Origin of the sequence: Litoreibacter meonggei (assembly GCF_003663885.1) — a bacterium.
GTDB lineage: Bacteria > Pseudomonadota > Alphaproteobacteria > Rhodobacterales > Rhodobacteraceae > Litoreibacter > Litoreibacter meonggei.
Map to the genome: position 1 here is coordinate 698,620 of NZ_RCCE01000002.1, position 26,109 is coordinate 724,728.

Sequence of the window (26,109 nt, forward strand, 5' to 3'; positions counted from 1 at the left end):
GCGCCTTTCCGGTCGGGAAATGTTAGCGCAAGCTATGCCTGTTTATGGAAGGCTGCCAGCCTAATTCGTGATCAGCTCCGGCCCCATAACCATGTTCGGCAACCAAGTGGACAGGAACGGGATGTAGGTAACCATGATCAGGAAGACCACGAGGATCATCAGGAATGGAAACGCCGCACGAACCACTGCCATCATCGGCATACCAGCCACACCAGAGGTCACGAAGAGGTTCAAGCCGACAGGTGGCGTGATCATCCCGATCTCCATGTTGACCACCATGATGATGCCCAGATGGATAGGATCAATGCCCAGCTCAATCGCGATGGGGAACACCAAGGGCGCCACAATAACCAGCAAGCCCGACGGCTCCATGAACTGGCCACCGATGAGGAGGATCACGTTCACGATCACAAGAAACATCACCGGACCAAAGCCAGCGTCCAGCATGGCTGCGGTGATTTGCTGCGGAATTTGCTCGTCTGTCAGCACATGCTTCAGGATCAGCGCGTTGGCAATCACGAACATCAGCGTGATCGTCAGCTTACCAGCGTCAAACAGAGTACGCTGCGTGTCCTTATGGAAAAATGCGGTCACGATAGCATAGGGCTTGTCGAGCAAGGTCAGGTTGCTCTCGCCGTCCTTGGTGGCAAGTGGCCCCATATCACGGTAAACAAAGCAAGCTACGACCCATGCGTAGACGGCTGCAACGGCAGCGGCCTCGGTCGGCGTGAACGCCCCGCCATAGATACCACCCAAGATAATGACGATCAGGAACAAGCCCCAGAAGGCCTCTTTGCCGGTAGACATAATCGTTGCCCAGCCTGCCCAGTCGCCTTTGGGCAGGTTCTTGACCCGCGCCATAACGTAAATGCCGATCATCAGCATGCCACCAGCCATCAGACCAGGGATCACACCCGCAAGGAACATGCGCCCGACCGAAACTTCGACGGCGGCCGCATAGACCACCATTACGATGGAGGGCGGAATAAGAATGCCCAGTGTACCTGCGTTACAGATAACGCCTGCGGCGAATTCTTTGGTGTAGCCCACTTGGCGCATCGCAGCGATCACGATGGACCCGATGGCGACAACCGTGGCAGGTGACGAGCCGGACAAGGCGGCAAACATCATGCAGGCAAACACCGATGCGATGGCCATGCCGCCGCGAAGATGACCCACGCACGCAATCGAGAAGTTGATAATCCTGCGTGCTACGCCGCCAGTGGACATGAAGCTGGACGCGAGGATGAAGAACGGGATTGCAAGCAAAGTATAGTGGCCTGCAAAAGCCTCGAACAAGGTGCCCGCAACGGAGGCCAGAGAGGCGTCCGAGAACCACAGCAAGAACAGTACGGAGGAGAAGCCCAGCGACACAGCGATTGGTACGCCGATCAGCATAAGGCCGACGACCATCCCAAAGAGAAGGATAATTTCCATGACTTAAGTGTCCTTCAAATCAGCTGCGAGGCGCGCGGCGGCCTCTTCTACATCATCTTCGGCCTCATGGCTGACGATGAGCATATCAATCTTGCCTGTCACCAGCGCAAAGAACGCCTGAACAGAGCGCAGAAAAAACAACGCCATAGAAACAGGCAACACAAGATAAGGGATCAGACGCGGGAGCTTCTCGTACTCGTCACCGTCGTTGAACATGTCTTCCAAGAACTTGAGCACGCCCGGCACGGGGATGTCATTGGTCTCATACCAGCCCTTGCCGCGGAATTTGTCCTCAAACCCGGTTGGGAACCAGCGCCCTTCGGTTGCCGGAAGGTTGGCGAAGTTGGCCCAGTAGTCCCAAGCGCCTTTCAACAGCAGGAAAGCAAACGCCACGCAAGCCAGCCCGGCGATGATGCCAAGCACCTTCTTCACGCCCGGCGACACGATGTTCAGGATGGCATCGACGCCAAGATGGGCGCCTTTCTTGACTGCATAGGACGCCCCCAACAAGACCAGCCATGCGAACATGAATACGGTCAACTCCAACGCCCAAAGAATGTTGGCATTGAAGACGTATCGGGCAATTACGTTGGCAAAGGTTAGCAATGTCATCAAGCCCAATAGGACGGCGATGAATGTCTCTTCGATACTGTCTAAGAATGAGCGTGCGGCATGTGCCATCTGCATCCCTCCCCCAAGTGCAGAGTGTGGTGGCGCGGCGACATCATAGCCGCCGCGCCTTGATTTTAAACGAAGGGCTTAGGAGCCGCTCTCGTTGAACTTCTGTGCAGCTTCGATCGCTTCAGCACCAATGTCGCCTTCGAATTTAGCCCAAACAGGCTTCATCGCGTCAACCCAGGCCTGACGTTGCTCTGGTGTCAACTCACGGATGACACCGCCTGCAGCCAGAATGTCGGCACGTGCCTTCTGGTTCGTTGCAAAGGACTCACCGTTACGCGCCGTGCTCACTTCGCTCAGAATGGTCATGAACTGGTCGCGCACATCAGCGTCGAGGCTGTCCAGCCAGTCAACCGAAGCTACGACAAGGTAGTCGATCACACCGTGGTTGGTTTCAGTGATGCCGTCTTGGACTTCGAAGAACTTCTTACCGAAGATGTTGGACCAAGTGTTTTCCTGACCGTCGACAACGCCCTGTTGCAGCGCGCCATATACTTCGGAAAACGCCATTTTCTGGGGCGAACCACCGATGGCTTCCATTTGTGCCACAAGCACATCAGATGGCTGAACGCGGAACTTCAGGCCGTTGGCGTCGGTTGGCGAGATCAGCGGCTTGCTGGCGGACATTTGCTTCATGCCGTTGTGCCAAAACGCAAGGCCTTGCAGGCCGCGCTTTTGCATGGAGTCTTTCATCGCCTGACCGGTATCGGATGCCTGGAACGCATCAACCGCGTTGATGTCCTTAAACATGAACGGCAGATCGAAAATCCGGAACTTCTTGGTGAATGTTTCGAACTTGGACAACGATGGAGCGGCCAGTTGAACGTCGCCCTGCAGCATCGCTTCGAGCACTTTGTCATCGTTATAAAGTGTGGAGTTGCCGAACACTTCCATGCAGGCTTTGCCGTTCATCTCGTCGTTCACGCGCTGCTCTAGCAGGGATGCGGCTACACCCTTTGGGTGCTTGTCGGTGTTGGTAACGTGGCTGAACTTGATAACCACTTCGCCTTCGTCACAAGCTGCTGCTGCAACCGAAGGGACAAGGGCAACTGCGGCTACGCAAGCCGCTTTCAATAGAGTTTTCATGATTTCCTCCCAATGGAACTTCAATCGGACAGGTTACCCTGCCGGATGCGCAAAGCATTGCAAGAAGCTCCTAGAGGGTGCAAGTCGATCTATTGATTTCTATTTTATATATATTTTACAGTATCTTAAAATAAATCCACATTGCGTAACGCTCAATATGTGCGAAATATCGGACATTTCTGGATAACGTCATCGCAAAAATTGCGATAATCCGCACAAATGTGACTAGCGAATCGAGGGAACATGGGCAGCGCCCTAGATAATCAAAGACTGCGAGCTTTCTCCATCGCCTATGTCGTGCTGTCACTAGTGCTGGTGGCAACCACATATCAGTTGAGCCTACGGGCGGGACTGGATCGTTTGACACGCTCGGGGAAAGTCGTGGTCGAACAGTCCGCAGACCGCCTTATTGCCCAACTCGAAAGCTATCGAGAGCTTACTGATCTGATGGCGCGGCACCCGCAAATCTCTGCTCTGATCGAAGGCCGGTCCACATCCGCACGCACATCAGAATTTTTGCTGCGCATCTCGCTTATTACCGGTGCGAAGGAAGTACATACTTTAGACTCCGCAGGCCGGGTTCTCGCGTCCTCTGCCTTTGAAGATCATCCACAAGTGATAGGCACCGATTGGTCTGACCGCCCGGACGTCATCGCAGCGAAAACACGACGCATGGGCGTGTTTCATTCAGCGGATCGGAATGGTCAACGCAGCTATTATTTCGCCCGCAGCGTGCTGCGTGATGATGGCAGCCCGCAAGGCTATGTCGTCGTCAAAGTGAACATGGACGAGTTGGAAGCGGAGTGGCGGATCGACGAAACTGTTGTAACCTTTTTCGACGCGGCAGGTGTCGGCTTCGTATCGAACCGTCTGGGTTTAGCGCTAAGGCGCGACGAAACCCTCGAACGTGTCCCGCCTGCCACATTCAACTACCCAGAGAGAGTGCTTTCGCCACTGCCCGGCTACACGCTTGTGACGACCGGTGGAAAAACGCTGTGGCAGTTCCAAAGCGAGACCGAAATGCCAAATCGCGCGCTGGTGACGTCGCAAGACATCCCCCTCATCGAGATGACGGCCCGCGCCTTCGTGGATGCCCGCCCAGCACTTAGCCAAGCACGCCTCCTTGCCGCCCTTGCAGCCGCCCTATTGTCGCTGTTCGGCTTGGCCTACGCTGTTTTCGTGCAAAGCCGAGCACGTCTGGCAGACCAGCTTCGACTTGAGGCTGAGGCAAATTCCCAGCTCGAAGCGCGCGTCGCCAAGCGCAATACGCAGCTTCAGCAGGCACAAGACAACCTAGTTCAAGCCAGCAAACTCACCGCGCTTGGCCAGATGTCCGCAGGCATCAGTCACGAATTAAACCAACCCATAGCAGCCATTCAAAACTACGCCGCCAATGCCAAAAAGCTGATCGAACGCGGGCGCGAGCCTGAAGCCAGCGAGAACCTGACCCTGATTTCTGAGCAAACACAGCGCATGGCCCGTATCATCCACAATCTACGCGGCTTCTCCCGCAAAGAAACTGAGCCGCTAGAAAGGGTAAATGTTGCGTCCGTCTTGAACGCTTCGATCGGATTGGCCGCGCAAAGGGCAAAATCGGAAGGGATTTCGCTAAAGGTCGACGCTGCTCCTGAGGTGTGGGTCGATGCGGGTCAGGTTCGTCTACAGCAGGTGATCGTCAACCTATTTTCCAATGCTATGGACGCGATGACCGACAGCCCGCGCAAGGAAATCACTGTTTCGTTGAGTCAGAGACGCGATCAGGTTCAGTTGGTGGTCTCTGACACTGGTCCGGGTCTTTCGGATATCGGACGTGCATTTGAGCCGTTCTACACAACTAAGGAAATAGGCGCGTCCAAAGGGCTGGGGCTTGGCCTGTCCATTTCCTACGGCATCATTGGAAGTTTTGGCGGATTACTGAGTGTCGAGAACTTAGATGGTGGCGGCGCAGCATTTACCATCACTCTGCCCGCACTTTCGACACAGGAGGCCGCACAATGACCCCTACTTTGCTTTTGATAGAGGACGATGCAGCACTTCGGAGATCGTTGGCGCAAAGCTTCGAGTTGGAGGACATCGCGGTGATCGCAGCATCAAGCTTCGTTATGGCCAAGCCTCATATCGTGCGCGATTTTGAAGGGGTCATCCTGTCGGATATTCGCATGCCGGGGAAAGACGGGTTTGATGTTCTCGCCCACGCCCACAAGATTGATCCGGACCTACCTGTAGTGCTGCTAACTGGACAGGCCGATGTTCCCATGGCCGTGCGCGCAATGGCCGAAGGAGCCTATGATTTTCGCCAAAAGCCCTGCCCTCCAGAGCAACTGATAGAAGTCGTGAATCGCGCCATGGAGCTGCGCCACCTCGTTCTGCGATCACGCAATATGGAGCGTCAACTGCAAGCGGGCGACGCCGCTGCAACGAACTTTCCCGGAACCTCGGCAGCAATCGAGCGGCTGCGCGCGGCGCTTCGTCAGGCCGCGGGTTTGCCGGTTCATGTCTATCTGCACGGCCCTGCGGGCGCGGGCAAACGACTTGCTGCGCATACGATCCATACGTTGGCTGCAGACAGGCAACGCTTCACCTCACTGTCTCTGCGCGACACCAGTGTGGATGCGTTAAAGGCACTGGATTTGACGTCTCAACCTACGGATTTGTCAATCAAGTCGCTGGACCTCGCGACCTCTGCCCAGCAAACCGCGCTGTTGGAGTTGATGGAACAATTTCCCGACCTTCGGGTCATCGCATCATCACCGCATTCCCTTGAGAAACTGCGAGAAATGGGACTTGGCGATGATTTGTTCTATGCGTTGGACATGATGCAAGTCGAGGTTCCGTCTTTGGCACAACGGCGAAAAGATCTGGCAATCATATTTGAGGCGCTGGTGCGCCAGACGGTGCGCGCAATGAACGGCGACATGCCGGACATACCCGAAAGCCTTTACGCGCAAGTGATCGCCCGTGACTGGCCGGACAACCTTCCAGAGTTGCGCAATTTCGCCCGAAGTTTCGCACTAGGATTGAATGTGAAAACCGATGCAGCTAGCTTCGCAGAACTAAGTCTGGCGGATCAAATGGGTGCGTTTGAGAAACTGGTTCTGACAGACACCCTGCGCAGATTTGGTGGCAAATCAGCTGCTGTTGCGGATGCCTTGAGCCTACCGCGAAAGACGCTGTACGACAAGTTGTCCAAGCATGAGTTGAAGGCCAAAGATTTCCGAAACACACCATCTTGATCCCACACGATTGTCGTTGCACTAATTAGCGCACACTCGGCTGCGCCGCGTGTGTGTTCCGCCCAGTAAATGGACGACCCCATCTCATTATCCACAGGAGAAATTGTATGATCCGCACGTTAATCCTTGCCACTGCAACCGCCGTGATCATGCCGCTTGGTGCCATGGCTGACACCTTGAAAATGGCCGTCACTACATCGTTTCATAACTCAGGTCTGTCCGACGTTCTTATACCGGCGATCAAGCAGGACACCGGCATAGACGTGCAACTTCTGGTTGTGGGCACAGGTCAGGCGCTGCGGCTTGGGGAAGCAGGTGACGTCGACGCCATATTGGTACACTCGCGTACGGCCGAGCAGAAGTTCCTTGAAGGCGGCTTCGGCACTCACCGCCAGGAAATTATGTACAATGATTTCGTTATCATAGGTCCGAAGACTGATCCTGCGGGTCTTGGTAAAGTCACAGGCATCACAGACGCCATGACGAAAATCGCAGAGGCGAAAGTGACGTTTGTAAGTCGTGGCGATGATAGTGGCACCCATAAGAAGGAGTTGTCCTTGTGGAGTGGCGCGGATCTCGACCCAGAGGGTTTTGGCAAGTGGTACAACGCCGTTGGTGCTGGTATGGGGGCGGCACTGAATACGGCCGCCGGACTGAACGGGCACATCATGTCCGACCGCGCAAGTTGGCTAAACTTCGGCAACAAAGCGGAATTAGCGATCTTGTTCGAGGGTGCTCCGCAGTTGTTCAACCAATACGCCTACATCCCGGTGAACCCAGAGATGCACACACATGTGAAGAACGACTTGGCCCGCCAGCTAGAAAGCTGGCTGGTGAGTGACACTGCAAAGATGCTGATCAACGCATACAAGATCAACGGCGAGACACTCTTTACGTTTAACGCCGCGAGGTAACTTAGGAACGTCGCGCGGCGGCCTATTTCGCCGCCGCGCATGACTTTTAGATTGCTGCGTTCAAATCCTTCAAAGATTGCTTCAACGTAGCGACAGTTTCAGGATCGATCAGGTGACCGGCATCTGTATCGAACTTTTGACCGAACGGTCCGACTGAGAAACTCCCTTTCAGATCAGCACCGAAAAACGAGGCGGAGTTTTTCGCCGTTGCCAGCACACTTGCCCCGCCGCTAGCACCCGGAGAAGCCGACATCGCAACCATAGGTTTATTTTGGAATACCTTCGCGTCGATGCGAGATGCCCAATCAAAGATGTTTTTCCATGCGGCGGTGTAGTTCCCGTTATGCTCAGCGTAGGAAACCAATACCGCATCAGCTTCACCAATCTTGGCGAATATCTTCCGGGCCTCAGCTGGGATGCCGCCCTCAGCTTCGCGGTCGGCGCTGTAGATCGGCATTTCGTAATCATTAAGGTCCAGAATTTCGACCTCAGCCTGTGGGGCAACGTCTTTCTGGAAGACCTCTGTGGCATGGGTTACTAGGCGTTTGTTAATCGACGTGCGGCTGTTTGATGCGGCGAATGCAAGTAGCTTCATTGTGTGATCTCTCTGCGGAAAGTAAATTACACACCCTACCTGCACTATCACATTTATTCACACAACACCGCCAAGCGCGCAGATTCTGTGCGAAAAAGCGAGAAATCGGTCGGTCTTAACGTGCAAGCCAGCCGCCATCGACGTTGAGTACTGTACCATGGATGTAATTCGCCGCTGGGGACGCCAGAAACACCGCCGCCCCGCCGATGTCGGAAGCCTTGCCCCATAAACCCGCTGGAATGCGTTCCAGTATGGCATTGTTCCGGTCTGGGTCAGCGCGCAATGCTTCGGTGTTGTTCGTCTCGATGTAGCCCGGAGCCAAGGCGTTCACATTGATACCCTTTGCCGCCCACTCATTCGCCAACAGCTTGGTCAGTCCAGCGACACCATGTTTTGACGCGGTGTAGGACGGCACCCTGATCCCCCCCTGAAATGACAATAGCGAAGCAATGTTGACGATGCGCCCACGCCCCTCACGCGCAAACGCTGCGCGGGCGAAGGCCTGACAGGTGAAGAACACGGCCTTCAGGTTCACATCCATCACGTCGTCCCAATCGGCCTCAGTGAAATCAGTGCTGTCCTCTCGACGGATTATACCCGCGTTGTTCACCAGTATGTCCACGTGCTGCTCCAAAAACACATCACTTGCCGCCATCGGGTCGGCAAAATCCAACTTCAGTGCCAAGCTGTTCGGCACCATTTCAAGTGTCTCGTCCATGGAGGACCGACCGGCGCAGATCACCTCCGCCCCAGCGTTTCCCAAGGACATCGCGATTGCCTGTCCTATGCCGGTATTGGCACCGGTGACCAACGCGCGCTGGCCGTCCAGTCGGAATGGATCGCTCATCTCAAATCCCCCATGGCGGCCATATCCATATCGGTGAAGTCAACATTGTCTCCGGCCATGGCCCAACAGAAGGAATAGGACGCGGTGCCTGCACCGCTATGAATTGACCAAGGCGGTGAGATTACGGCGTCCTCATTCCCCATGACGAGGTGGCGGGTTTGCGACGGCTCGCCCATTAGGTGAAACACCTTCTCGTCATCAGACAGATCGAAGTACAAATACGCCTCCATGCGGCGGTCATGCGTATGCGCTGGCATTGTATTCCAGACCGAACCGGATGCAAGTTGCGTATAGCCCATCACCAACTGGCAGCTTTCGACGACATCGGGGTGGATGAACTGATAAATAACCCGCTCGTTGGCCTGCTCCTTGGAGCCCAGCGGCACCATTTTCGCGTCCTCAAGGCGGATCAGGCGTGTCGGGCAAGCGCGATGCGCCGGAGCGGATAGAATGTAGAAACGGCCAGATCCGGAGAACTCAACCACACCACTCCCCATGCCGATGTACAAAATTTCACCACCGTCTAGTGAGTAACTTTTGTCGCCAACTTTGACTTTACCTGTGTCACCGATGTTCAGCACACCCATTTCGCGACGCTCTAGGAACATTGAGGTTCCAGTTTCTGGCACTTGGTCGAGGGTCAGCGTTCCATCCCCAGGAACAGCCCCACCAATGATTAGGCGGTCATAGTGGCTATAAACCAAAGCGATGTTGCCCTCGGCAAAAAGGTTGCCAATGTGAAAATGGCTGCGCAGTTGCTCGGTGTCGAGTGTTTTGGCGGTAACGGGGTCGATCGCGTAGCGGGTTTCGGCTTCGTGCATCAGTTGGGTTTCCTTGATGTAGGTCGGAGGTTCTCGGCACAAGGCCAGCAATCTCAGCCCTCTTAAAGAGTGTTGAAAAACTGGTATACTAATATTCCAGATTGATCTAGGCGTCAAATACCGGACACCCCACATCAGTGCTCTGAGTGCTAGACCACTCGCACCAAGCGTAAAGCGTCATAAATCGCGGCGTGGGTATTCCGCGCAGACACCGCATCCCCGATCCGGAACAATTGAAACTTTCCATCAGGGTTGCGCACAGTGGTTTGGGGTGTGCAAGCTATGAGCGCATCATGGTCCAATGCACCCTCGTTAGAGCTATGAGGTCTTAGCTCATGGTAAAGCTCGTCCATTGGCAGGGTTCCGTAGTTGACCACCACCTGATCGTAATCGGCCTTATGCGAATGGTCGCTGTAATCCGTGCCAATCGTAGCAGTCAGCTTATTGCCTGACTTTTCTACTCCCAGAAGGCGACGCGTCACGGTGAACGTCACGTCCTTATCCTGCAGGGATCGCATATAGGGCACGAGGCTCATTGCCATGATATCTGGCGCAAAGACGCGGTCCGGCGTCATGACTTCGACCTTAGATCCGGCATTGGCAGCAAACTCGGCGGCTTGCAGACCCGGGTGGTCACCGCTTTCGTCATAAATCAACACGTTCTCGGCAGGCTTCACGTCACCGGAAATGATATCCCACGCCGTGACGACGTGATCCGCCTCGCGACCGGTCTCGAAGAGCTCAGTATTGGGCATGCCGCCAGTCGCGACGATCACCACGTCAGGTTCAAGCGCCATGACATCATCAGCCTCGGCCCACGTGTTGAACTGAAAGCTCACGTCGCGGGCCGCGCACTGGGCCATACGCCAGTCGATGATCGAGATCATCTCTTTGCGGCGCGGACTTTGCGCGGTCAGCCTGATTTGACCACCGGGATCGGGCTGCGCTTCGAACACCATGACGTCATGGCCACGCTCTGCCGCGACGCGGGCTGCCTCAAGCCCTGCGGGGCCAGCGCCGACAATCACAACCTTGCGCCTCGTCGCCGCAGGCTCGATCTTATGCGGCATCGTCAGCTCGCGCCCTGTGGAGGGGTTGTGGATGCACAAAGCCTCCCCCGCCTGATAGATGCGATCCAGGCAATAGGTCGCCCCGACGCAAGGGCGAATGTCCTCTTCGCGTCCCTCCACGATTTTTTGCACGATATACGGGTCAGCCATGTGGGCGCGGGTCATCCCGACCATATCCAGTAGCCCCGCAGCAATGGCATGGCGTGCAGTTGCCACGTCCGGAATACGCGCCGCGTGGAATGTTGGCATGCCGGTGGCCTTGCGCACCTCACCGGCGAAATCCAGATGCGGGGCGCTCTTCATCCCTTGCACGGGGATCACATCGGTCATGGCAGGGTCGGTCTGGATGCGCCCGCGAATGACGTTCAGAAAATCCAGTTGACCTGATGCCGCCAGCTTCTTGGATATTTCGATTCCTTCCTCCGCCGTGATGCCGCCTTTCTGCGCCTCGTCGGCCGTGTAGCGGAAACCCACAATGAAATCGTCGCCCACCCGCTTACGCACGGCAGCGAGCACATCCATCGGGAACCGCATGCGGTTTTCCAACGTGTCCGCCCCGTATGGCCCCACCAAGTCATTGGTCAGCGGCGACCAGAACTGGTCCAGCAAATGGCCGTAGACCTGTAACTCGATCCCGTCCATGCCGCCCGCTTTCATCCGCTCGGCGGCGTCGGCAAAGTCGGTTATGATCCGCTCGATGTCCCAATCCTCGATCAGTTTCGGGAAAGCACGATGCGCAGGCTCGCGGTGTTTGGAAGATGACACGGACGGCAGCCAGTCGCCATTGTTCCATGTGGTGCGGCGTCCCAGATGCGTTAGCTGGATCATCATCGCGCAGCCGTGTTCATGGCAGCTGTCGGTCAGCTCCTTGATCCACGGAACCACCTCGTCTTTGTAAACCAGCACATTGTTGAATACCGGCGGGCTGTCCTTGGAAACCGCAGCCGATCCCGCCGTCATCGCCATGGCAACCCCCGCCTTGGCGCGTTCCTCATGATAGGCGCGGTAGCGTTCCTTGGGCATCCCGTCTTCGGGATAGGCCGGTTCGTGACTGGTCGTCATGATCCGGTTTTTCAGCGTCAGATGTTTGAGCTGATACGGCTGCAACAGAGGGTCGGTGGACATGGCGTCATCCTTTGCACGAGGTGGCTTGTGCTGACGCTGGCCAAAAAGAAACCCGCTGTCAATTTTCAAGATGACAGCGGGCTTTGGTACTTACTCCGCCGCGTCGGCGTAGTCTTCCATGGGCGGGCAGGTGCAGGTCAAGTTGCGGTCGCCCCAGACGTTGTCCACCCGGTTGACCGGAGGCCAGTATTTGTCCACACGGAACGCCCCCCGCGGGAAGCAACCGACTTCGCGGGTGTAGGGGCGATCCCACTCTTTCACCAAGTCTTCCATGGTGTGTGGCGCGTGGCGAAGCGGACTTTTTTCGATCTCCATCTCACCCTTCTCAATCGCCGCAATCTCCTCGCGGATAGCGAGCATAGCGTCGCAGAAGCGGTCCAGTTCTGCCTTGGTCTCGGACTCCGTCGGCTCGATCATCAACGTGCCTGCCACAGGCCAGCTCATCGTTGGCGCGTGGAAGCCGCAGTCGATCAGGCGCTTGGCGATGTCGTCCACCGTCACATGGGCGCTGTCGGCAAAGGGGCGCGTGTCGATGATGCATTCATGTGCCACGCGACCTGTCGGACCTTTGTAGAGAACGTCGAACGCGCCCTCCAATCGCTTGGCGATGTAGTTGGCGTTCAGGATCGCCACACGCGTCGCCTGCGTCAGCCCGTCGCCACCCATCATCAGGCAGTAGGCCCAAGAGATCGGCAGCAGCGAAGGCGAGCCAAACGCCGCAGCCGAAACCGCGCCGCCCTCGCCGGTGGCAGGATCAGACGGCAGGTGCTTGATCAGGTGCTCCTTCACACCAATCGGCCCCATGCCCGGCCCGCCGCCGCCATGCGGAATGCAGAACGTCTTGTGCAGGTTCAGGTGGCTGACGTCGCCGCCCAGATCGCCCGGACGGGACAGCCCGACCATCGCGTTCATATTGGCCCCGTCGATATAGACCTGTCCGCCATTGTCGTGGGTGATCTTGCAAATCTCGGTCACGGTTTCCTCGAACACGCCATGCGTGGACGGATAAGTGATCATGCAACCCGCCAGATTGTCGGCGTGCTTCTCCACCTTGGCGCGGAAATCGTCGAGGTCGATATCGCCGTTGGCCGCCGATTTCACTGGCACGACTTTCCACCCGACCATCTGCGCCGAGGCCGGATTGGTCCCATGCGCCGACATCGGGATCAGGCAGATGTTCCGATGTCCCTGCCCGTTGGCGCGATGGTAAGCAGCAATGCTCAGCAGTCCTGCCAATTCCCCCTGCGCTCCGGAGTTCGGCTGCATGGACAACCCGTCATAACCGGTGATCTCGCACAGCTTGGCAGACAGATCGTCGATCATTTCACGGTAGCCTGCTGCTTGGTCGGCTGGAACATACGGGTGCAGCAGTGAGAACTCGTCCCAGGTCACCGGCATCATCTCGGCGGCGGAGTTCAACTTCATCGTACATGACCCCAGCGGGATCATCGCGCGGTCCAGCGCCAGGTCACGGTCCGCCAGACGACGCATGTAGCGCATCATTTCCGTCTCGGCGCGGTTCATGTGGAACACCGGATGCGTCAGGTAATCGGACGTCCGCAGAAGCGCATCAGGAATGCGGTATTCCGCGTCCAGATCTGTGTCGCGATCCGCGATCCCGAAAGCGCGCCAAACGGCGCGGATGGTGGCGGGACGCGTACGCTCGTCCACAGTGATACCTACGCGGGTATCCCCGACGCGGCGCAGGTTGATACCTTCGTCCACGGCGGATTTCAGCACCGCCTCTTGCAGTGATCCGACGTCTACCGTGATGGTATCAAAGAACGTCTCGGGATCGATCTTGAAGCCTTTTTCCTCCAGCCCGCGCGCCAGACGCACGGTCTTGCGGTGGATGCGCTGTGCAATGGCTTTCAGCCCTTCCGGTCCGTGGAACACGGCATAAAAACCCGCCATAACGGCCAACAAAGCCTGCGCAGTGCAGACGTTCGAGGTCGCCTTCTCGCGGCGGATATGCTGCTCGCGGGTTTGTAGCGAGAGGCGGTAGGCACGGTTTCCGTGGCTGTCGATGGACACGCCGATAATGCGCCCCGGCATGGCACGAACATGCGCCTGCTTGGTCGCCATATAAGCTGCGTGCGGGCCGCCATAGCCGACCGGCACGCCAAACCGCTGGGTGCTGCCGACGGCAATGTCGGCTCCCATCGCGCCCGGTTCCTTGAGCAAGGTCAGCGACAAAGGATCAGCAGAGATGATGCCGATGGAGGATTGCTCGTGCAGCCTTGCGATCTCGTCTGTGAAGTCGCGCAGATGGCCGTGAGTGCCGGGATATTGGAAAATCGCGCCAAACACAGCACTCGCATCTAGGTCATCAGGGCTACCGACGATGATCTCGATATCCAAAGGCGCGGCGCGGGTTTTCATCACTGCGATGTTCTGCGGATGGCAGTTCTCGTCGACGAAAAAGCTCTTGGCTTTCGATTTGGCCACACGTTGCGCCATTGTCATGGCCTCCGCACACGCAGTTGCCTCATCAAGCAAAGACCCATTTGCCATCTCCAAGCCAGTTAGGTCTGAAATCATCGTCTGGAAATTCAACAACGCTTCCAGCCGCCCTTGGCTAATTTCCGGCTGATATGGTGTGTAGGCCGTGTACCACGCCGGGTTTTCCAGAATGTTGCGCTGGATAGCGGGCGGCGTCACGGTGCCGTGGTAGCCCTGCCCGATCAACGAGGTCAGGACTTTGTTCTTGCCCGCCACCTGCTTCATGTGGTGCAACAATTCACGCTCGGACTTGGGCTTGCCAAAGTCCAGCGGAGCTTTCTGCCGGATCTCGGGCGGAAGCGTGTCGTCAATCAACGCCTCAAGGTCTTTCGCCCCCACAACCTTCAACATCTGCTCCATCTCAGCCGGCGACGGGCCGATATGGCGGCGGTTTGCGAAGTCGTAAGGCAGGTAGTCTGTGGGGGTGAAAGTCATGAGTGCGCTCCGCTTATTCAATCATTGCTTTGTAGGCAGCTTCGTCCATGTAGTCGTCCATCTGGGACGGGTCCGACGGCTTGATTTTGAAGAACCAGCCGTCACCGATCGCATCTTCGTTTGTCAGGCTTGGGTTGTCGGTCAGCGCGTCGTTTACTTCGACAATTTCGCCGTCGATTGGCGCCAGAATGTCGGACGCCGCCTTCACGGATTCGATCACGACAACTTCGTCATCCTTGCTCACGGTGCCGCCGACATCTGGCAGTTCGACAAAAACAATGTCGCCCAATTGGGTAGTCGCGTGCTCGGTAATTCCTACGACGACAACGTCGCCCTCAACGCGGAGCCATTCGTGCTCTTCGGTGTATTTCATGTGGTCTTCTCCCTTAGTTAGCGTTTGAAATTGGCCGGTGTGAACGGCATTTTTGTGATGGTGAGCGGCAATCTTTTGCCTCTTAGTTCACCGTAAACAACGGTATCGGGTTTGGCCAAGTCAGCGGTGACATAGCCCATGGCGACGGGCCCCTCGACGGTGGGGCCAAAGCCGCCAGATGTAATTGCGCCGATTTGCGCGCCACCTTCATCGGTTGCGAACAATGGAACGCCTTCACGCATCGGCGCCCGACCTTCAGGACGAAGCCCGACGCGCTTACGCGCAGCACCGGACGCCATTTCAGCAAAAATAATATCTGCACCAGGGAAGCCACCTTCGCGGTCACCCCCTGTGCGACGCACCTTCTGGATGGCCCACGTCAGCGCGGCTTGAACCGGAGTGGTTTCTGTGTCGATGTCATGACCATAAAGGCATAAGCCACCTTCTAGGCGCAGCGAGTCCCGCGCGCCCAAACCGATAGGCTCAACGTCTTCATGATCTAATAGAACCTGTGCCAAGGCTGCTGCCTGACCATTAGGCACGGAAACCTCATACCCATCTTCGCCGGTGTAGCCAGACCGCGAAACCCAACATTCCGCGCCGTTCAGTGACAGTGTCGCTACATCCATAAAGTTCATTTCTGCGGCAGCCGGATCAAGGGTGCTTAACACTGCCTCCGCAGCGGGTCCTTGCAATGCCAGCAGCGCGCGGTCGGTGATCGGGGTGATTTGAACTGCAGGCTCCAGGTGGGCCTTCATGTGTGCAATGTCGGCGTCCTTACAGGCCGCATTCACCACCACAAAAATGTGGTCGCCACGATTGGCCAGCATCAAGTCGTCATTGATGCCGCCAGCCTCGTTGGTGAAGAACCCATAACGCTGGCGGTCTTCGGCCAGCCCTACAATATCGACAGGGATCAACGCTTCTAGCGCCAAGGCAGGATTATCTCCGGTGACAATCACCTGCCCCATGTGGCTTACATCAAACAATCCCGCTTTGGCGCGGGTGTGAAGATGTTCCTTCATCACGCCAAGGCCATATTGAACCGGCATGGAATAACCAGCAAAGGGCACCATTTTGGCCCCAAGGCGAACATGCAAATCGTGGAGGGGGGTCTGCAACAGGTCTGACATCTTCCGGCCCTTTTCCGTAGCGAGCCGATGATCTGTATAAACAGCATGCGGCACCAATGGACGCACGGTTACCCATGCGCATGATGCCCACTCTGTCCTTTTGCCTGAGATCGCTATCCCTTCGGCGGGTGATCTAACACCTCTCTCCAGATTCTTGCCAGCAACGTCGGTCCATGTGGCCTGAGAGTTTCCGGGGCGGTTGCTCCTTCGGCACCAGCTTGGCTGGTTCTCCCGACGTGACTGCACTTGACCACAGACAATCCTGTCCGACCCAAGTTGCGACAGATGATATTTGAATTGTTTAGGAGTCAAGAGGAAGGACTCTGTTTTCTGGCGAGGCTCGATACACGACCGCGTTTAATGGCCGAACATACCAACTTGGGGGCGGGATATTGCGTGCTGACGAAAGTCGATGCAAGCGCCAGTGAATAAAGGCAGAGAATAAGGAAATTTGACGTTTTCACCTCCCTTCAAGCCAAAATTACTTATCTAGAATCAGATTTTAACGCAATAAAACAATAGGTTAATAAATACTTAACTAACTGGCATTTTATCCAACATCCACCAAGTTTAGCACAAATTGGAGCCATAATTCGACTGTAGTTTTGATCCCAAGACGTGCTGGAGAAGGGGCCAAGACTATGAATGTTATGTTGAACACTGCGCTAAAAGTTCGGAAGGTTGAAAGACCTGATGCTCCGATCCGTTTGGTACTGGACAATGCTAAGACCAAGGCGATGTTTGAGAACATCGCGGTTGTTGGACTGGGTTATGTTGGCCTTCCACTCGCAGTTTGCCTTGCCGATCAATTCAACTCTGTCACGGGCTTTGACATTTCAGAACAACGCGTTGCCGAAATCAATCACGGCTACGACGCGACGAACGAACTCGACACCGACGCGCTGTTGAACTCCGGTCTCGACGCCAGCACCAACGCCTCCAGCATGGCAAATGCGTCATTTTTCATCGTTACGGTTCCCACGCCAATCAATGACGCGCACCAACCGGATTTGTCGCCGCTTGAGTCAGCTTGCAACATGATTGGCCCCCACCTGAAAAAGGGTGATGTGGTTGTGTTTGAATCCACTGTCTACCCGGGCGTGACGGAAGACTACTGCGCGCCGATCCTCGAAAGAATGTCGGGTCTGACTGCCAGCAAGGATTTCGGCTTGGGCTACAGCCCAGAACGGATCAATCCTGGCGACAAGGTCAACACGGTAGAAAACACCATCAAGGTTGTGTCCGGCGATAGCCCCGAGACCCTTGAGCGCGTTAAAGCCGTTTATAACATGGTAATCAAAGCCGGACTGCATGTCGCCCCGACGATCAAGGTAGCAGAAGCCTCGAAAGTTCTGGAGAACACGCAGCGCGACATCAACATTGCTCTGATGAACGAGATGTCGCAGATTTGTGACAAGGTCGGCATTAGCACGAGCGATGTGATTGAGGCCGCTGGCACCAAATGGAACTTCCTGAAGTTCACACCTGGTCTTGTTGGTGGTCACTGCATCGGTGTCGATCCCTACTATCTTGCATCCCTTGCCGAAAAAGTTGGTCACAACCCACAGGTTATCCTTGCGGGTCGTCGCACCAATGACGGCATGGTGCGCCATGTCGCCGACGCGACGCTGAAGTTGTTGATCGAAAGAGGCGGCGACATTCGCGGCATGCGCGTTGGCGTTTGCGGGATTAGCTTCAAAGAGAACGTGCCAGACATTCGTAATTCCAAATCAGTGGAACTGGTCGAGGCGTTGCGGGGCTACGGCATCACACCATTGGTGCATGACACGCATTGTTCACACGAAGTGGCGAAAGCCGCTGGCGTCGAGCTGTGCAGCGCGGAGGAGATGAGCAATCTCGACGCGATGGTCTTAGCGACGCCACATAGTGACTATACCAGCGACCCGTACTTCCTTCGGAAAATCCAGAATGACGGCATTCTTGTCGATGTTCGGGGCGTCTTCCGCAGCACTGAAGAAGCAAAGGCGCTGCGTTACTGGTCACTATAAATTTAACAACTCGCGAAAGGGGCTCGCGCAATGTTTACAATTACACCTATTGGGTCGTGCCGTATCACGACACCGCTACGTCGTGGCCAATCTGTCCACGGGTTCAATCTGAATATGGACCGTTGCTACGGATATTGTCATTCACCTGCCGAGGCAGTCCAGATGGTCCGCTTCATGCAAGGGTCAGCCGATATTCCTCATGATGTTTGGCCACTTGTGTCGCGGAAACATAAACTGGCGACTATCGCCGCCAACGATCACGCCGCATCAGACCTATATGTCGTCGAACTTGCTTCTGCCAAACAGGTCACCATTGATGGTGTGTCAATACAGCTGAACTATCTGAACGCCACCTTCCCTGACTTCTTCGCGGACACCGAGCGCGCGCAATCGTTTTGGGCGCTTGCGGAAACTGGTGATCTTGCTGACATGGCAGCGTTTCTGGAGCAGGAATGGTCAGCAACGCCGCAACAACAATCGGAAGCATTAACGCTCGCCAAGTTGCAGTTGCGGTTCGTCACCCGTGAAGGGTTGCGGCAGGATATCAAAACGCTCACCGAGATGTTGCCGGACGTGCTGTTTGTCTCGCATGTAGATGCCTGCAAAAATGACGGGCAACCCATCCGCTCGCGGTCGAACTTCATTCAACTGGTCGCGGAAGAAGTCCAAAACGCTGGATGCAAATTTTACAACCCGACTGACCTGATGGCAGAGTTCGGACAGGCCGCCGCAATTGAAGACGAGAGCGCCGGGCTTGCACATTTTACCGATACATTTGCGCATGGGCTGATGGACGACTGGATGCGTCGGGTCATCGCCCCCAAGACGGACCATGCAATCAAAGCAGGTGCGCTTGAAGTCATCGACCGTCATCTGCACCCACAGATTTTGACCGCCTGCGAAAATGGTCAGCTTGCCAGCGCCACCACTCGTTTGCACGAGCTGTCAAAAGACGGGGTCAACGTAGACACGCTATTGGATACAGCAATAGAGGCACGCGCACGCGCGCAAACAGACTTCATAAATGCCACCTTGCCAAACGCCTATAAGATGAGCGCCGACGAGCGCGTCCAGCTTGTGCTTGAAGCCAGCGAACTTGGCCTATTTGACGAGGCCATTAAATTGGCGGAAGCGCTGGAAAACGGGCTTTCAGCTCTGCCTCTCCACGTTCTGATGCGGGTCGGCGATCTTGCAAATCAAACTGGAAACATCAACGCGGCGATCCAATCCTACCTCGCGGCAGCAAAACACGGCCAAAGCCGCGCGTGCGACGAGTTGGCGGACCTGTCGATTTCGCAAGAAATTGACGTTCTGGCCGACATGACAACTGACCAACGGGCAGATTTTCTGTCGCAAACGTCCCCCGCTGCCAGACTTCAAATCCTGCAGCTGAATGGCGCTTCGTTTACCGAAGCCGTATCACTGTCAACTTCCTCGAAAGATGCCGAAGAGACTATTGCTCATTTGGCGGGCACTCACGGGATTGGTTATGCGGCCGAGGTTCTTGCCTGCTGGCGCGAGCATCAGGGCACAGATCGCGTCACCGATGCGGCCCTCGTCTCTACGTTGAACGACTGGGTCTCAACCGCGCTTAACTTCGAAGAGCGCATTGATCAAATCCACGGTTTGAACGCAGTTTTGTATGCCGCACCGCGCCATCAGCCTGCCCGCGTTGCGATGCAGAGTTTGCGTAAGGAGCTTGCGCTGCTTATCCGTGCAGCGGGTAAAGAGGGTGACATCGACGCTCTGGATGCGCTGTCAATCGACGCCGCGGCCCTTACAACCGAGTTGCCGGAGCTTGACCTGTGGCGAGCCAGACTGCGCTTTGGTCTTGGCGAATACAAGACCGCCATTCAACTTGGGAAAGCTGCGGCGGCATTCCTGCCAGAAAAGATCAATGTGTGGGTCTTGTTGATGCGTGCTGCGACCAAGGCACAGTACTCTGTAGAAGCCGTTGAGTTCGCAAGGAAAGTTATTGACCTCACATGCTCTGAAACGGAAGCATTGAAGTCAGAGGCAGAAGCCGTCCTGCATTCCAATTTGGCTGGAGCTTAAGCAATGCAACAGCTATCTCAAATACTCAACTTCGCAGCAGATGCACCGGCATTTCCAAGGGCTTTTTCGGAAGAAGTGAATGAAGTGAGCCGGTCTATGATTAGCCCGGAGACCGCCAAGAAAGTCTATCAGAAGCTAAAGCCGCTGCTCAAAGATTATCGCGCAAATCAGAACATCGCAATTGCCTGCGGTTTGTTGCTGGAAAAACAACGCCATGAAAGTGGAATGCGCGGCATGTGGGACGAGCTTCGCAACTTGTATCCCGATGACCTGACCGCACTGCGAATGCTGATGCGTTGGTATCGTCGTGAACAAAACACGGCAGCGGGTATCGAGCAAATCCACAAAATGTTCCCCGAGAGTTGGCACAGCCTAGAGCAGGCCAACAAAGCCATTCTTGGATTGGGCGAGCTTAAGGCCTGGGATGAAATCGACCGGATCATGTCGACAATTCTGGTTCTGCATTCCGAAGACCGGGCAGTCCGGATGAAATACGTCAAAATTCTCAAGGAACAGTCTCGGTTTGTTGACGCGACGCATGTCGCTTTAAATGTCGAGGATCAGGACAAAATGGGGCAAGCGTCCCAAGAGCTTCTTGGTTCGGTTGCCCGGTGCGCCGACACATTGGAAAAGCACAACCGCACCGACGCGGTCGACGCGATCACTGACATCATCGCTTTGGCCGATGCGCCGCGCGCGTTTACCAAGTCAGATCGCGTTGTCTTCTTTACCGGCCAGCTTGGCACTGGCGGCGCGGAGCGTCAAATGACCCGCATCGCCTGCGCCTACCAAGATCGTAACGACAAGGCACAGCCACTCGGCATTGCACCGAAGGTTTGGGTTAAACATGCCACCGCGTCCAGCGGCGCGGACTTTTACCTGCCGCAACTGAACGAAGCAGGTGTCTCTACAAGCGTGCTATCTGAAATGGCAGAGATTCCGGTGGGAGCCCTTGAAGGCCTTTCCAACGACTTGAAAGAACTTCTGGAATTGTTGTCCCCTGACGTTCTGCGTCACACATGCTTGCTGTACTCGATGTTTCGTGACGATCAGACTGATGTCGCCTACCTGTGGCAAGATGGCGGGATCGTTCAATCCGCGATAGCAGCCGTTCTGGCCGGTGTCCCGCGCATTGTGACATCCTTCCGTGGGCTTCCGCCTAACCTAAGGCCGAACCTGTTCAGGGACGAATTGCCGATCCTTTACGCAGCGCTTGCCCGCCTGCCCCATGTCACGTTTACAGCCAACAGCCAAAAAGCGGCCACGGCCTATGAAGAATGGCTTTCCCTAGCGCAAGGCACGGTTATCGTGGTGCCGAATGCCATTCCCGCAGTTCTGCCCGATGGTGACGACACCGATCACGTGTATTGGTCCGAGATCGTCGACGCATCCGACGCATGCACAAAGACCGTTCTGGGCGTGTTCCGGTTCGACCAAAATAAACGCCCGCTCGAATGGATCACCGCTGCGGCGCGCTCCATCGAGAAACGTGATGACACTCGGTTTGTCATGCTCGGCAGTGGTGCGCTTTTTGGCGACTGCGCTGCGCTAATCGAAGAACTGGGTCTTTCAAACCGCATCTTCCTTGCTGGCATTCGCAGCAAGGTTGGGTTTTACATGCACCGCGCCGACTTGCTGGTGCATCTTGCAAAAATGGAAGGCCTGCCAAACGTACTGATCGAGGCCCAACTTGCAGGGACCCCAGTGCTGGCGACCCCAGCCGGCGGCACGGACGAGGTCGTTTCTGACGGTGTCACAGGACACATATTGTCAGCATCTGACATTTTGCCAGAGGCCGAACTAGACGAAACACTTGAACATCTGTTAGCCGATGATGACGAGCTCGCGCGACTTGGTGCCGCCGCAATGGCGCAATCCGGCGATCGCTTTTCTGTCGAAACAATTCTCGGTCGTACCACCGAGATCTTTAACGCCCTAAGTCTGGATAGCTAAATGAGAACCGTTTTCGTAACCGGCACTGCTGGCTTCATTGGCTTTCACCTCGCCAAACACTTGTTGGACGAGGGCTTCGCCGTTGTAGGCTTTGACGGCCTGACTGACTACTATGATGTGGAGTTAAAGAAAAAGCGCCACGCAATCCTTGAGAAGAACCCGAACTTCCGCGCCCATATTGGCATGCTGGAAGACAACGCCTTTCTGTCACGGGTCGTAGCCGAAGCCAAGCCGGACGTGATCGTCCACCTCGCCGCACAAGCTGGCGTGCGCTACAGCCTGGAAAACCCTCGCGCCTATATTGACACCAACCTGACAGGCACCTTCAATTTGATGGAAGCCGCGCGCGAATTGGAAGTGGGGCATCTTCTTATGGCTTCGACCTCTTCGGTTTATGGCGGCAACACACAAATGCCGTTCGAGGAAACCCAGAAAACCGAATTGCCTTTGACGTTGTACGCCGCGACCAAAAAGGCAAACGAAGGAATGGCCCATTCCTATTCGCATCTGTGGCACATCCCGACGACGATGTTCCGGTTCTTCACAGTCTATGGCCCCTATGGTCGTCCCGATTTGGCGTTGTTCAAATTCGTTCGCGCGGCGCTCGCTGACGAACCTATTGACGTCTACAACCACGGCAAAATGGCGCGTGACTTCACCTATGTCGACGACCTTGTCCACTCCATCCGTTTGCTGATCGATGCTGTTCCACCAAAACCTGACGCGGGCGAGGAGACCATTCCCGGCGATAGCCTAAGCCCCGTCGCGCCATTTCGGACGATGAATATCGGCAACGGAACACGTGTTCCGCTGATGGAGTTCATTTCCGAAATCGAAGACGCGCTTGGTCAGCCAATCAAGAAGAATATGATGGAAATGCAAAAGGGCGACGTGCCGGGCACGTGGGCCAATACTGATCTTCTGGAAACACTGACTGGTTACCGTCCCAACACCTCGACGAAAGAAGGCATCCGCCGGTTCGTTGAGTGGTATCGCGAATACTATTCCGTCTAACCCATGACTTTAACCCAACATATCACTCCACCAAGCGCGTTCACGAGGATTGCAGTTTTGATGGAACGGGAACGCAAAACGCGTTTTTCCGGAGGTAAGTTGGGCTATCTTTGGGCTTATATTACGCCGGTTGTCTGGATCGCGCTGATTGTGGCGTTGTTTTGGGTTCTTCAACGAACCCCGCCCATCCACGTCAGGGCAGAAATTTTCATTGCGACGGGCATTTTACCCTATTTGATTTTTCGACAAACTGTGACGTCGCTTAGCCGCACATTGGCCGCAAGCCGTTACATGCGGTATCTTCGTCCGGTTTCGAACAACGACATCATGCTGGCCACCATGCTGCTGGAGGTGCTTCATATGTTGACCTCTGCCGCGTTGATCTTCGGAGGCGTTACACTGCTGTTTGGCGACCCGCCGCCAGAGTCTGTGCAGGGTGTCGTCTTTAGTCTGGCCCTTGCTTGGGGTATCGGTTGTGGTGTTGGACGGTTCGTCGCGGCGGCGGGGCTGCTTAGCGATGCGTTCTCGCGCGCGGTTCCATTGATATTGCGGCCTCTTTTCTGGCTGTCAGGCATTTTCTACACCGCGACAGATCTGTCTAAAGAAGTACAAGACATCCTTTGGTACAGCCCTTTCCTTCACATCACGGAACTGGTCCGTGAGTCATATTTCTTGGGCTACACGTCCCCAATTGCATCAGTTTGGTATCCCATTGCCGTGGCTGCGGGCTTCTTTCTCGCATCCGTCCCTCTGGAGATGTTTGCAACGCGGAGGCGCATCATGCGTGGCCGGTTGTGATCACGCTGGAAAACGTCAGCCTGCTGAAGCCCGGCTTCCGCAAGCGCGAGACTATTTTGCAAGACGCAAACACGGTTTTTGAATCCGGCGAACGCGTAGGGATACTCGCGGCGCCCGGGACCGGAAAGTCGTCGCTCGCGCGGTTGTTTGCCGGCATTGACAAACCAGACCGCGGCGCGGTGCGCCAAATTGGCAGGGTCAGTTGGCCGATTGGATTTGCGGGCTTCCTTCATCCGAACCTGACCGTGCCAGAAAACATCAACAACTTCGCGAGACTTGTGGGGATAGCTCCCGATGCGGTGATTGCGTTTTGTCGCGATGTGTTCGGGCTTGAATATGGCCCGAAGAAGATGATGCACGATTTATCTCCAACCCAGCGCGCGCTGTTGGCATATGCGTGTGCCTTGTCGGTCGAAGGTCCGGCAACGTGGATCGCGGATGAGACGATCACCATTGGTGAACCCGGTGACCGTAAGGTTTGTGACGAGGTGCTGGCAGAACGGCTCAAGATCGGCGGGCTGGTGTTTTTGTCACGCAACGCACGCCAACTGACAAAGTACTGCGATAGATTTCTTGTTCTCATCAACCAGCAGCTGGTACCATGTAATGACCTTGCAGTTGCGCAAGAGGCACTCAACTTGTCAAAATTGACGCCTCAGGAGCTGGAAATGAGGTGCGGGCATGTCTAACTCTAAACCAATCGGCGAGACTGAAGACGAGCGCATAAAGGCCTGGCGGGCCGAGCGTGCACGTATCGCCGAAGCTGACAAAGCACAGCGCATCGCTCAAAAACAGACCGAACAGGTGCAATCTACTCAGGCGATAAAGCAAGATCAGAGAACCGAGGCATTAGCCCTGTTGTCATCCGTGCAGCCAGATACAATCTACGGCCCCGCTGCCACTAGTAATACCGCGCACAAACCCGGCCTCTTCGCCGGGCTCGGAAATCGGGCGCTGTTTCTCGCTATGGTTGTTGCGCCGGTACTCCTTGTGGCCTTCTACCTTATTGCTGTGGCAACCCCGCTTTACGAAGCACGGTCTGTCATCGCGATTACCAAACCGGCAGAATCCGGGAACGCGTCCCGTTCCGGCTTGCTGGGCGGCGTCCAAGGGCCATCGAATTTGTCCGAAGTCTTCCGAGCCCACTCCTATGTTCAGAGTCAGGCTTTGATGGACGCCCTGGAATCCGAATTGGGTCTTATCACAGAATTTAGTGGCCCCGCTATCGACCCTTTAAAACGCCTGCGCACTATCCCTGCTCTATCGATGAGCAAGAGCGCGCAGTTTGGGCGGTATGTGGAGTCGTCAGTCGACATCCAGAGCGGGCTTTTGACCCTCTATGTGCGCGCGCCGAGCGATGCTCAGGCGATTTCCGTTTCGCAGGCGGTTCTGCAGAACACCGAGGAACAGGTGAATTCTTTAGGGCAGCAGGTGTTTAATCAGCGCCAAGCGCATGCGACCAGCGTGCGCGAGGCCGCTGAACAACAAGTCGCCGAAGCACAAGCCGCGCTTGTTGCGCTGCAGATCAAGTACCAAGAGGTCGATCCCCGAAATCGCGTCGAAAGCATTTATACGACAATTCGGGATTTGGAGGCCGAAGCCCTCAAGCTGAACAACGAGGTTCAGAAAGCCGAAATTGCAGGTATCGGCGACAGCCAGCAAACGCAGCAAACCGTGGCGCTGGAGGCTCGTATCAGACAGCAGATTATCGACGAGCGCGCGCGTCTCGTTGCTCCGGATGACGCACCAACAGGATCGCTCAACACGCTGCTGATGGAATACGAACTGGCCACCTTGGAATTGGGCCTTGCACGTGACGCAGTTCAGACCGCGCTGAAATCGCAAGCCGAAGCCGGACGCGAAGCCGCCCTCAACCGGAGCCTGTTTCAAGTCGTTGTCCCCCCGAGAACAGCCCAGACCGCAGTTTACCCTAGGATACCCGGAACTCTCGCTTTGGTACTGATCATTTGTCTTGCTCTGTTCTCAGCGGTAACAATGTTCCGCGCTGCGAGAACCTGATCTAAAATCGAG

Annotated in this window: 20 protein-coding genes and 1 riboswitch; of the genes, 10 read left to right on the forward strand and 10 right to left on the reverse strand. The window is 55.8% G+C overall.

The window, feature by feature from the left end; translation table 11 throughout:
* Positions 1–60 precede the first annotated feature (60 nt).
* The 3 genes from BCF46_RS08255 to BCF46_RS08265 all read right to left on the reverse strand — a co-directional run bounded on the left by BCF46_RS08255 (position 61) and on the right by BCF46_RS08265 (position 3,201).
* Complete coding sequence (locus tag BCF46_RS08255) at positions 61–1,437, reverse strand: TRAP transporter large permease (RefSeq protein ID WP_121023222.1); 1,377 nt, start codon at positions 1,435–1,437, stop codon at positions 61–63.
* A 3-nt stretch (positions 1,438–1,440) separates the two neighbouring features.
* Positions 1,441–2,118 (reverse strand): TRAP transporter small permease, encoded by a 678-nt coding sequence (locus tag BCF46_RS08260; protein ID WP_121023304.1) that lies wholly within the window; start codon positions 2,116–2,118, stop codon positions 1,441–1,443.
* A 78-nt stretch (positions 2,119–2,196) separates the two neighbouring features.
* The gene (locus tag BCF46_RS08265) at positions 2,197–3,201 is read right to left on the reverse strand and encodes a DctP family TRAP transporter solute-binding subunit (RefSeq protein ID WP_121023223.1); all 1,005 of its coding nucleotides are present in this window, start codon (positions 3,199–3,201) and stop codon (positions 2,197–2,199) included.
* A gap of 243 nt (positions 3,202–3,444) precedes the next feature.
* Between BCF46_RS08265 and BCF46_RS08270 the strand changes: the two genes are divergently transcribed.
* From BCF46_RS08270 to BCF46_RS08280, 3 genes are all read left to right on the forward strand, one after another.
* Entirely contained in the window at positions 3,445–5,199 is a 1,755-nt protein-coding gene (locus BCF46_RS08270) for an ATP-binding protein (RefSeq protein ID WP_121023224.1), read from the forward strand.
* Positions 5,196–6,434 (forward strand): sigma-54-dependent transcriptional regulator, encoded by a 1,239-nt coding sequence (locus BCF46_RS08275; RefSeq protein WP_121023225.1) that lies wholly within the window; start codon positions 5,196–5,198, stop codon positions 6,432–6,434. Before BCF46_RS08270 ends, BCF46_RS08275 begins: the two co-directional genes overlap by 4 nt.
* 107 nt (positions 6,435–6,541) lie before the next feature.
* The gene (locus tag BCF46_RS08280) at positions 6,542–7,348 is read left to right on the forward strand and encodes an ABC transporter substrate-binding protein (RefSeq protein ID WP_121023226.1); all 807 of its coding nucleotides are present in this window, start codon (positions 6,542–6,544) and stop codon (positions 7,346–7,348) included.
* A gap of 46 nt (positions 7,349–7,394) precedes the next feature.
* Here the strand turns inward: BCF46_RS08280 and BCF46_RS08285 are convergent, their stop codons facing one another.
* The 7 genes from BCF46_RS08285 to gcvT form a co-directional block, all read right to left on the reverse strand.
* The gene (locus BCF46_RS08285; RefSeq protein WP_121023227.1) at positions 7,395–7,943 is read right to left on the reverse strand and encodes an NADPH-dependent FMN reductase; all 549 of its coding nucleotides are present in this window, start codon (positions 7,941–7,943) and stop codon (positions 7,395–7,397) included.
* Positions 7,944–8,058: 115 nt separating this feature from the next.
* Positions 8,059–8,790 carry a 2-dehydro-3-deoxy-D-gluconate 5-dehydrogenase KduD gene (gene kduD / locus BCF46_RS08290; RefSeq protein WP_121023228.1) on the reverse strand — a complete coding sequence of 244 codons (732 nt, stop codon included), beginning with the start codon at positions 8,788–8,790 and terminating at the stop codon, positions 8,059–8,061.
* Positions 8,787–9,611: a 5-dehydro-4-deoxy-D-glucuronate isomerase gene (kduI, locus tag BCF46_RS08295; protein WP_121023229.1), complete on the reverse strand. Its 825-nt coding sequence runs from the start codon at positions 9,609–9,611 to the stop codon at positions 8,787–8,789. Before kduI ends, kduD begins: the two co-directional genes overlap by 4 nt.
* 149 nt (positions 9,612–9,760) lie before the next feature.
* Positions 9,761–11,806, reverse strand: a complete 2,046-nt coding sequence (locus BCF46_RS08300) for an NADH:flavin oxidoreductase (protein ID WP_121023230.1) — start codon at positions 11,804–11,806, stop codon at positions 9,761–9,763.
* Positions 11,807–11,896: 90 nt separating this feature from the next.
* Complete coding sequence (gene gcvP / locus BCF46_RS08305; protein ID WP_121023231.1) at positions 11,897–14,743, reverse strand: aminomethyl-transferring glycine dehydrogenase; 2,847 nt, start codon at positions 14,741–14,743, stop codon at positions 11,897–11,899.
* A 13-nt stretch (positions 14,744–14,756) separates the two neighbouring features.
* Positions 14,757–15,116 carry a glycine cleavage system protein GcvH gene (gene gcvH, locus BCF46_RS08310; protein WP_121023232.1) on the reverse strand — a complete coding sequence of 120 codons (360 nt, stop codon included), beginning with the start codon at positions 15,114–15,116 and terminating at the stop codon, positions 14,757–14,759.
* 17 nt (positions 15,117–15,133) lie between these two features.
* Positions 15,134–16,249: a glycine cleavage system aminomethyltransferase GcvT gene (gene gcvT / locus BCF46_RS08315; RefSeq protein ID WP_121023233.1), complete on the reverse strand. Its 1,116-nt coding sequence runs from the start codon at positions 16,247–16,249 to the stop codon at positions 15,134–15,136.
* A gap of 157 nt (positions 16,250–16,406) precedes the next feature.
* Positions 16,407–16,493, reverse strand: a riboswitch (glycine riboswitch).
* A 397-nt stretch (positions 16,494–16,890) separates the two neighbouring features.
* On the opposite strand from gcvT, the gene BCF46_RS08320 reads away from it, so the two are divergent.
* From BCF46_RS08320 to BCF46_RS08350, 7 genes are read left to right on the forward strand one after another with little or no spacing between them, the layout of a single operon-like run.
* A complete protein-coding gene (locus BCF46_RS08320) occupies positions 16,891–18,258 on the forward strand; it encodes a nucleotide sugar dehydrogenase (RefSeq protein ID WP_245989908.1) in 1,368 nt (455 codons plus the stop codon).
* A 30-nt stretch (positions 18,259–18,288) separates the two neighbouring features.
* Positions 18,289–20,313 (forward strand): hypothetical protein, encoded by a 2,025-nt coding sequence (locus BCF46_RS08325; RefSeq protein WP_147435978.1) that lies wholly within the window; start codon positions 18,289–18,291, stop codon positions 20,311–20,313.
* A 3-nt stretch (positions 20,314–20,316) separates the two neighbouring features.
* Entirely contained in the window at positions 20,317–22,266 is a 1,950-nt protein-coding gene (locus BCF46_RS08330; protein WP_121023235.1) for a glycosyltransferase, read from the forward strand.
* Positions 22,267–23,280, forward strand: a complete 1,014-nt coding sequence (locus BCF46_RS08335) for an SDR family NAD(P)-dependent oxidoreductase (RefSeq protein WP_121023236.1) — start codon at positions 22,267–22,269, stop codon at positions 23,278–23,280.
* A gap of 60 nt (positions 23,281–23,340) precedes the next feature.
* Complete coding sequence (locus BCF46_RS08340; protein ID WP_170157889.1) at positions 23,341–24,078, forward strand: ABC transporter permease; 738 nt, start codon at positions 23,341–23,343, stop codon at positions 24,076–24,078.
* On the forward strand, positions 24,075–24,767 hold the full coding sequence (locus BCF46_RS08345) for an ATP-binding cassette domain-containing protein (protein WP_170157890.1): 693 nt from the start codon (positions 24,075–24,077) through the stop codon (positions 24,765–24,767). Before BCF46_RS08340 ends, BCF46_RS08345 begins: the two co-directional genes overlap by 4 nt.
* Complete coding sequence (locus tag BCF46_RS08350) at positions 24,760–26,097, forward strand: KpsE/RkpR family capsule polysaccharide export protein (RefSeq protein ID WP_121023239.1); 1,338 nt, start codon at positions 24,760–24,762, stop codon at positions 26,095–26,097. Before BCF46_RS08345 ends, BCF46_RS08350 begins: the two co-directional genes overlap by 8 nt.
* The last annotated feature ends 12 nt before the right edge of the window (positions 26,098–26,109 follow it).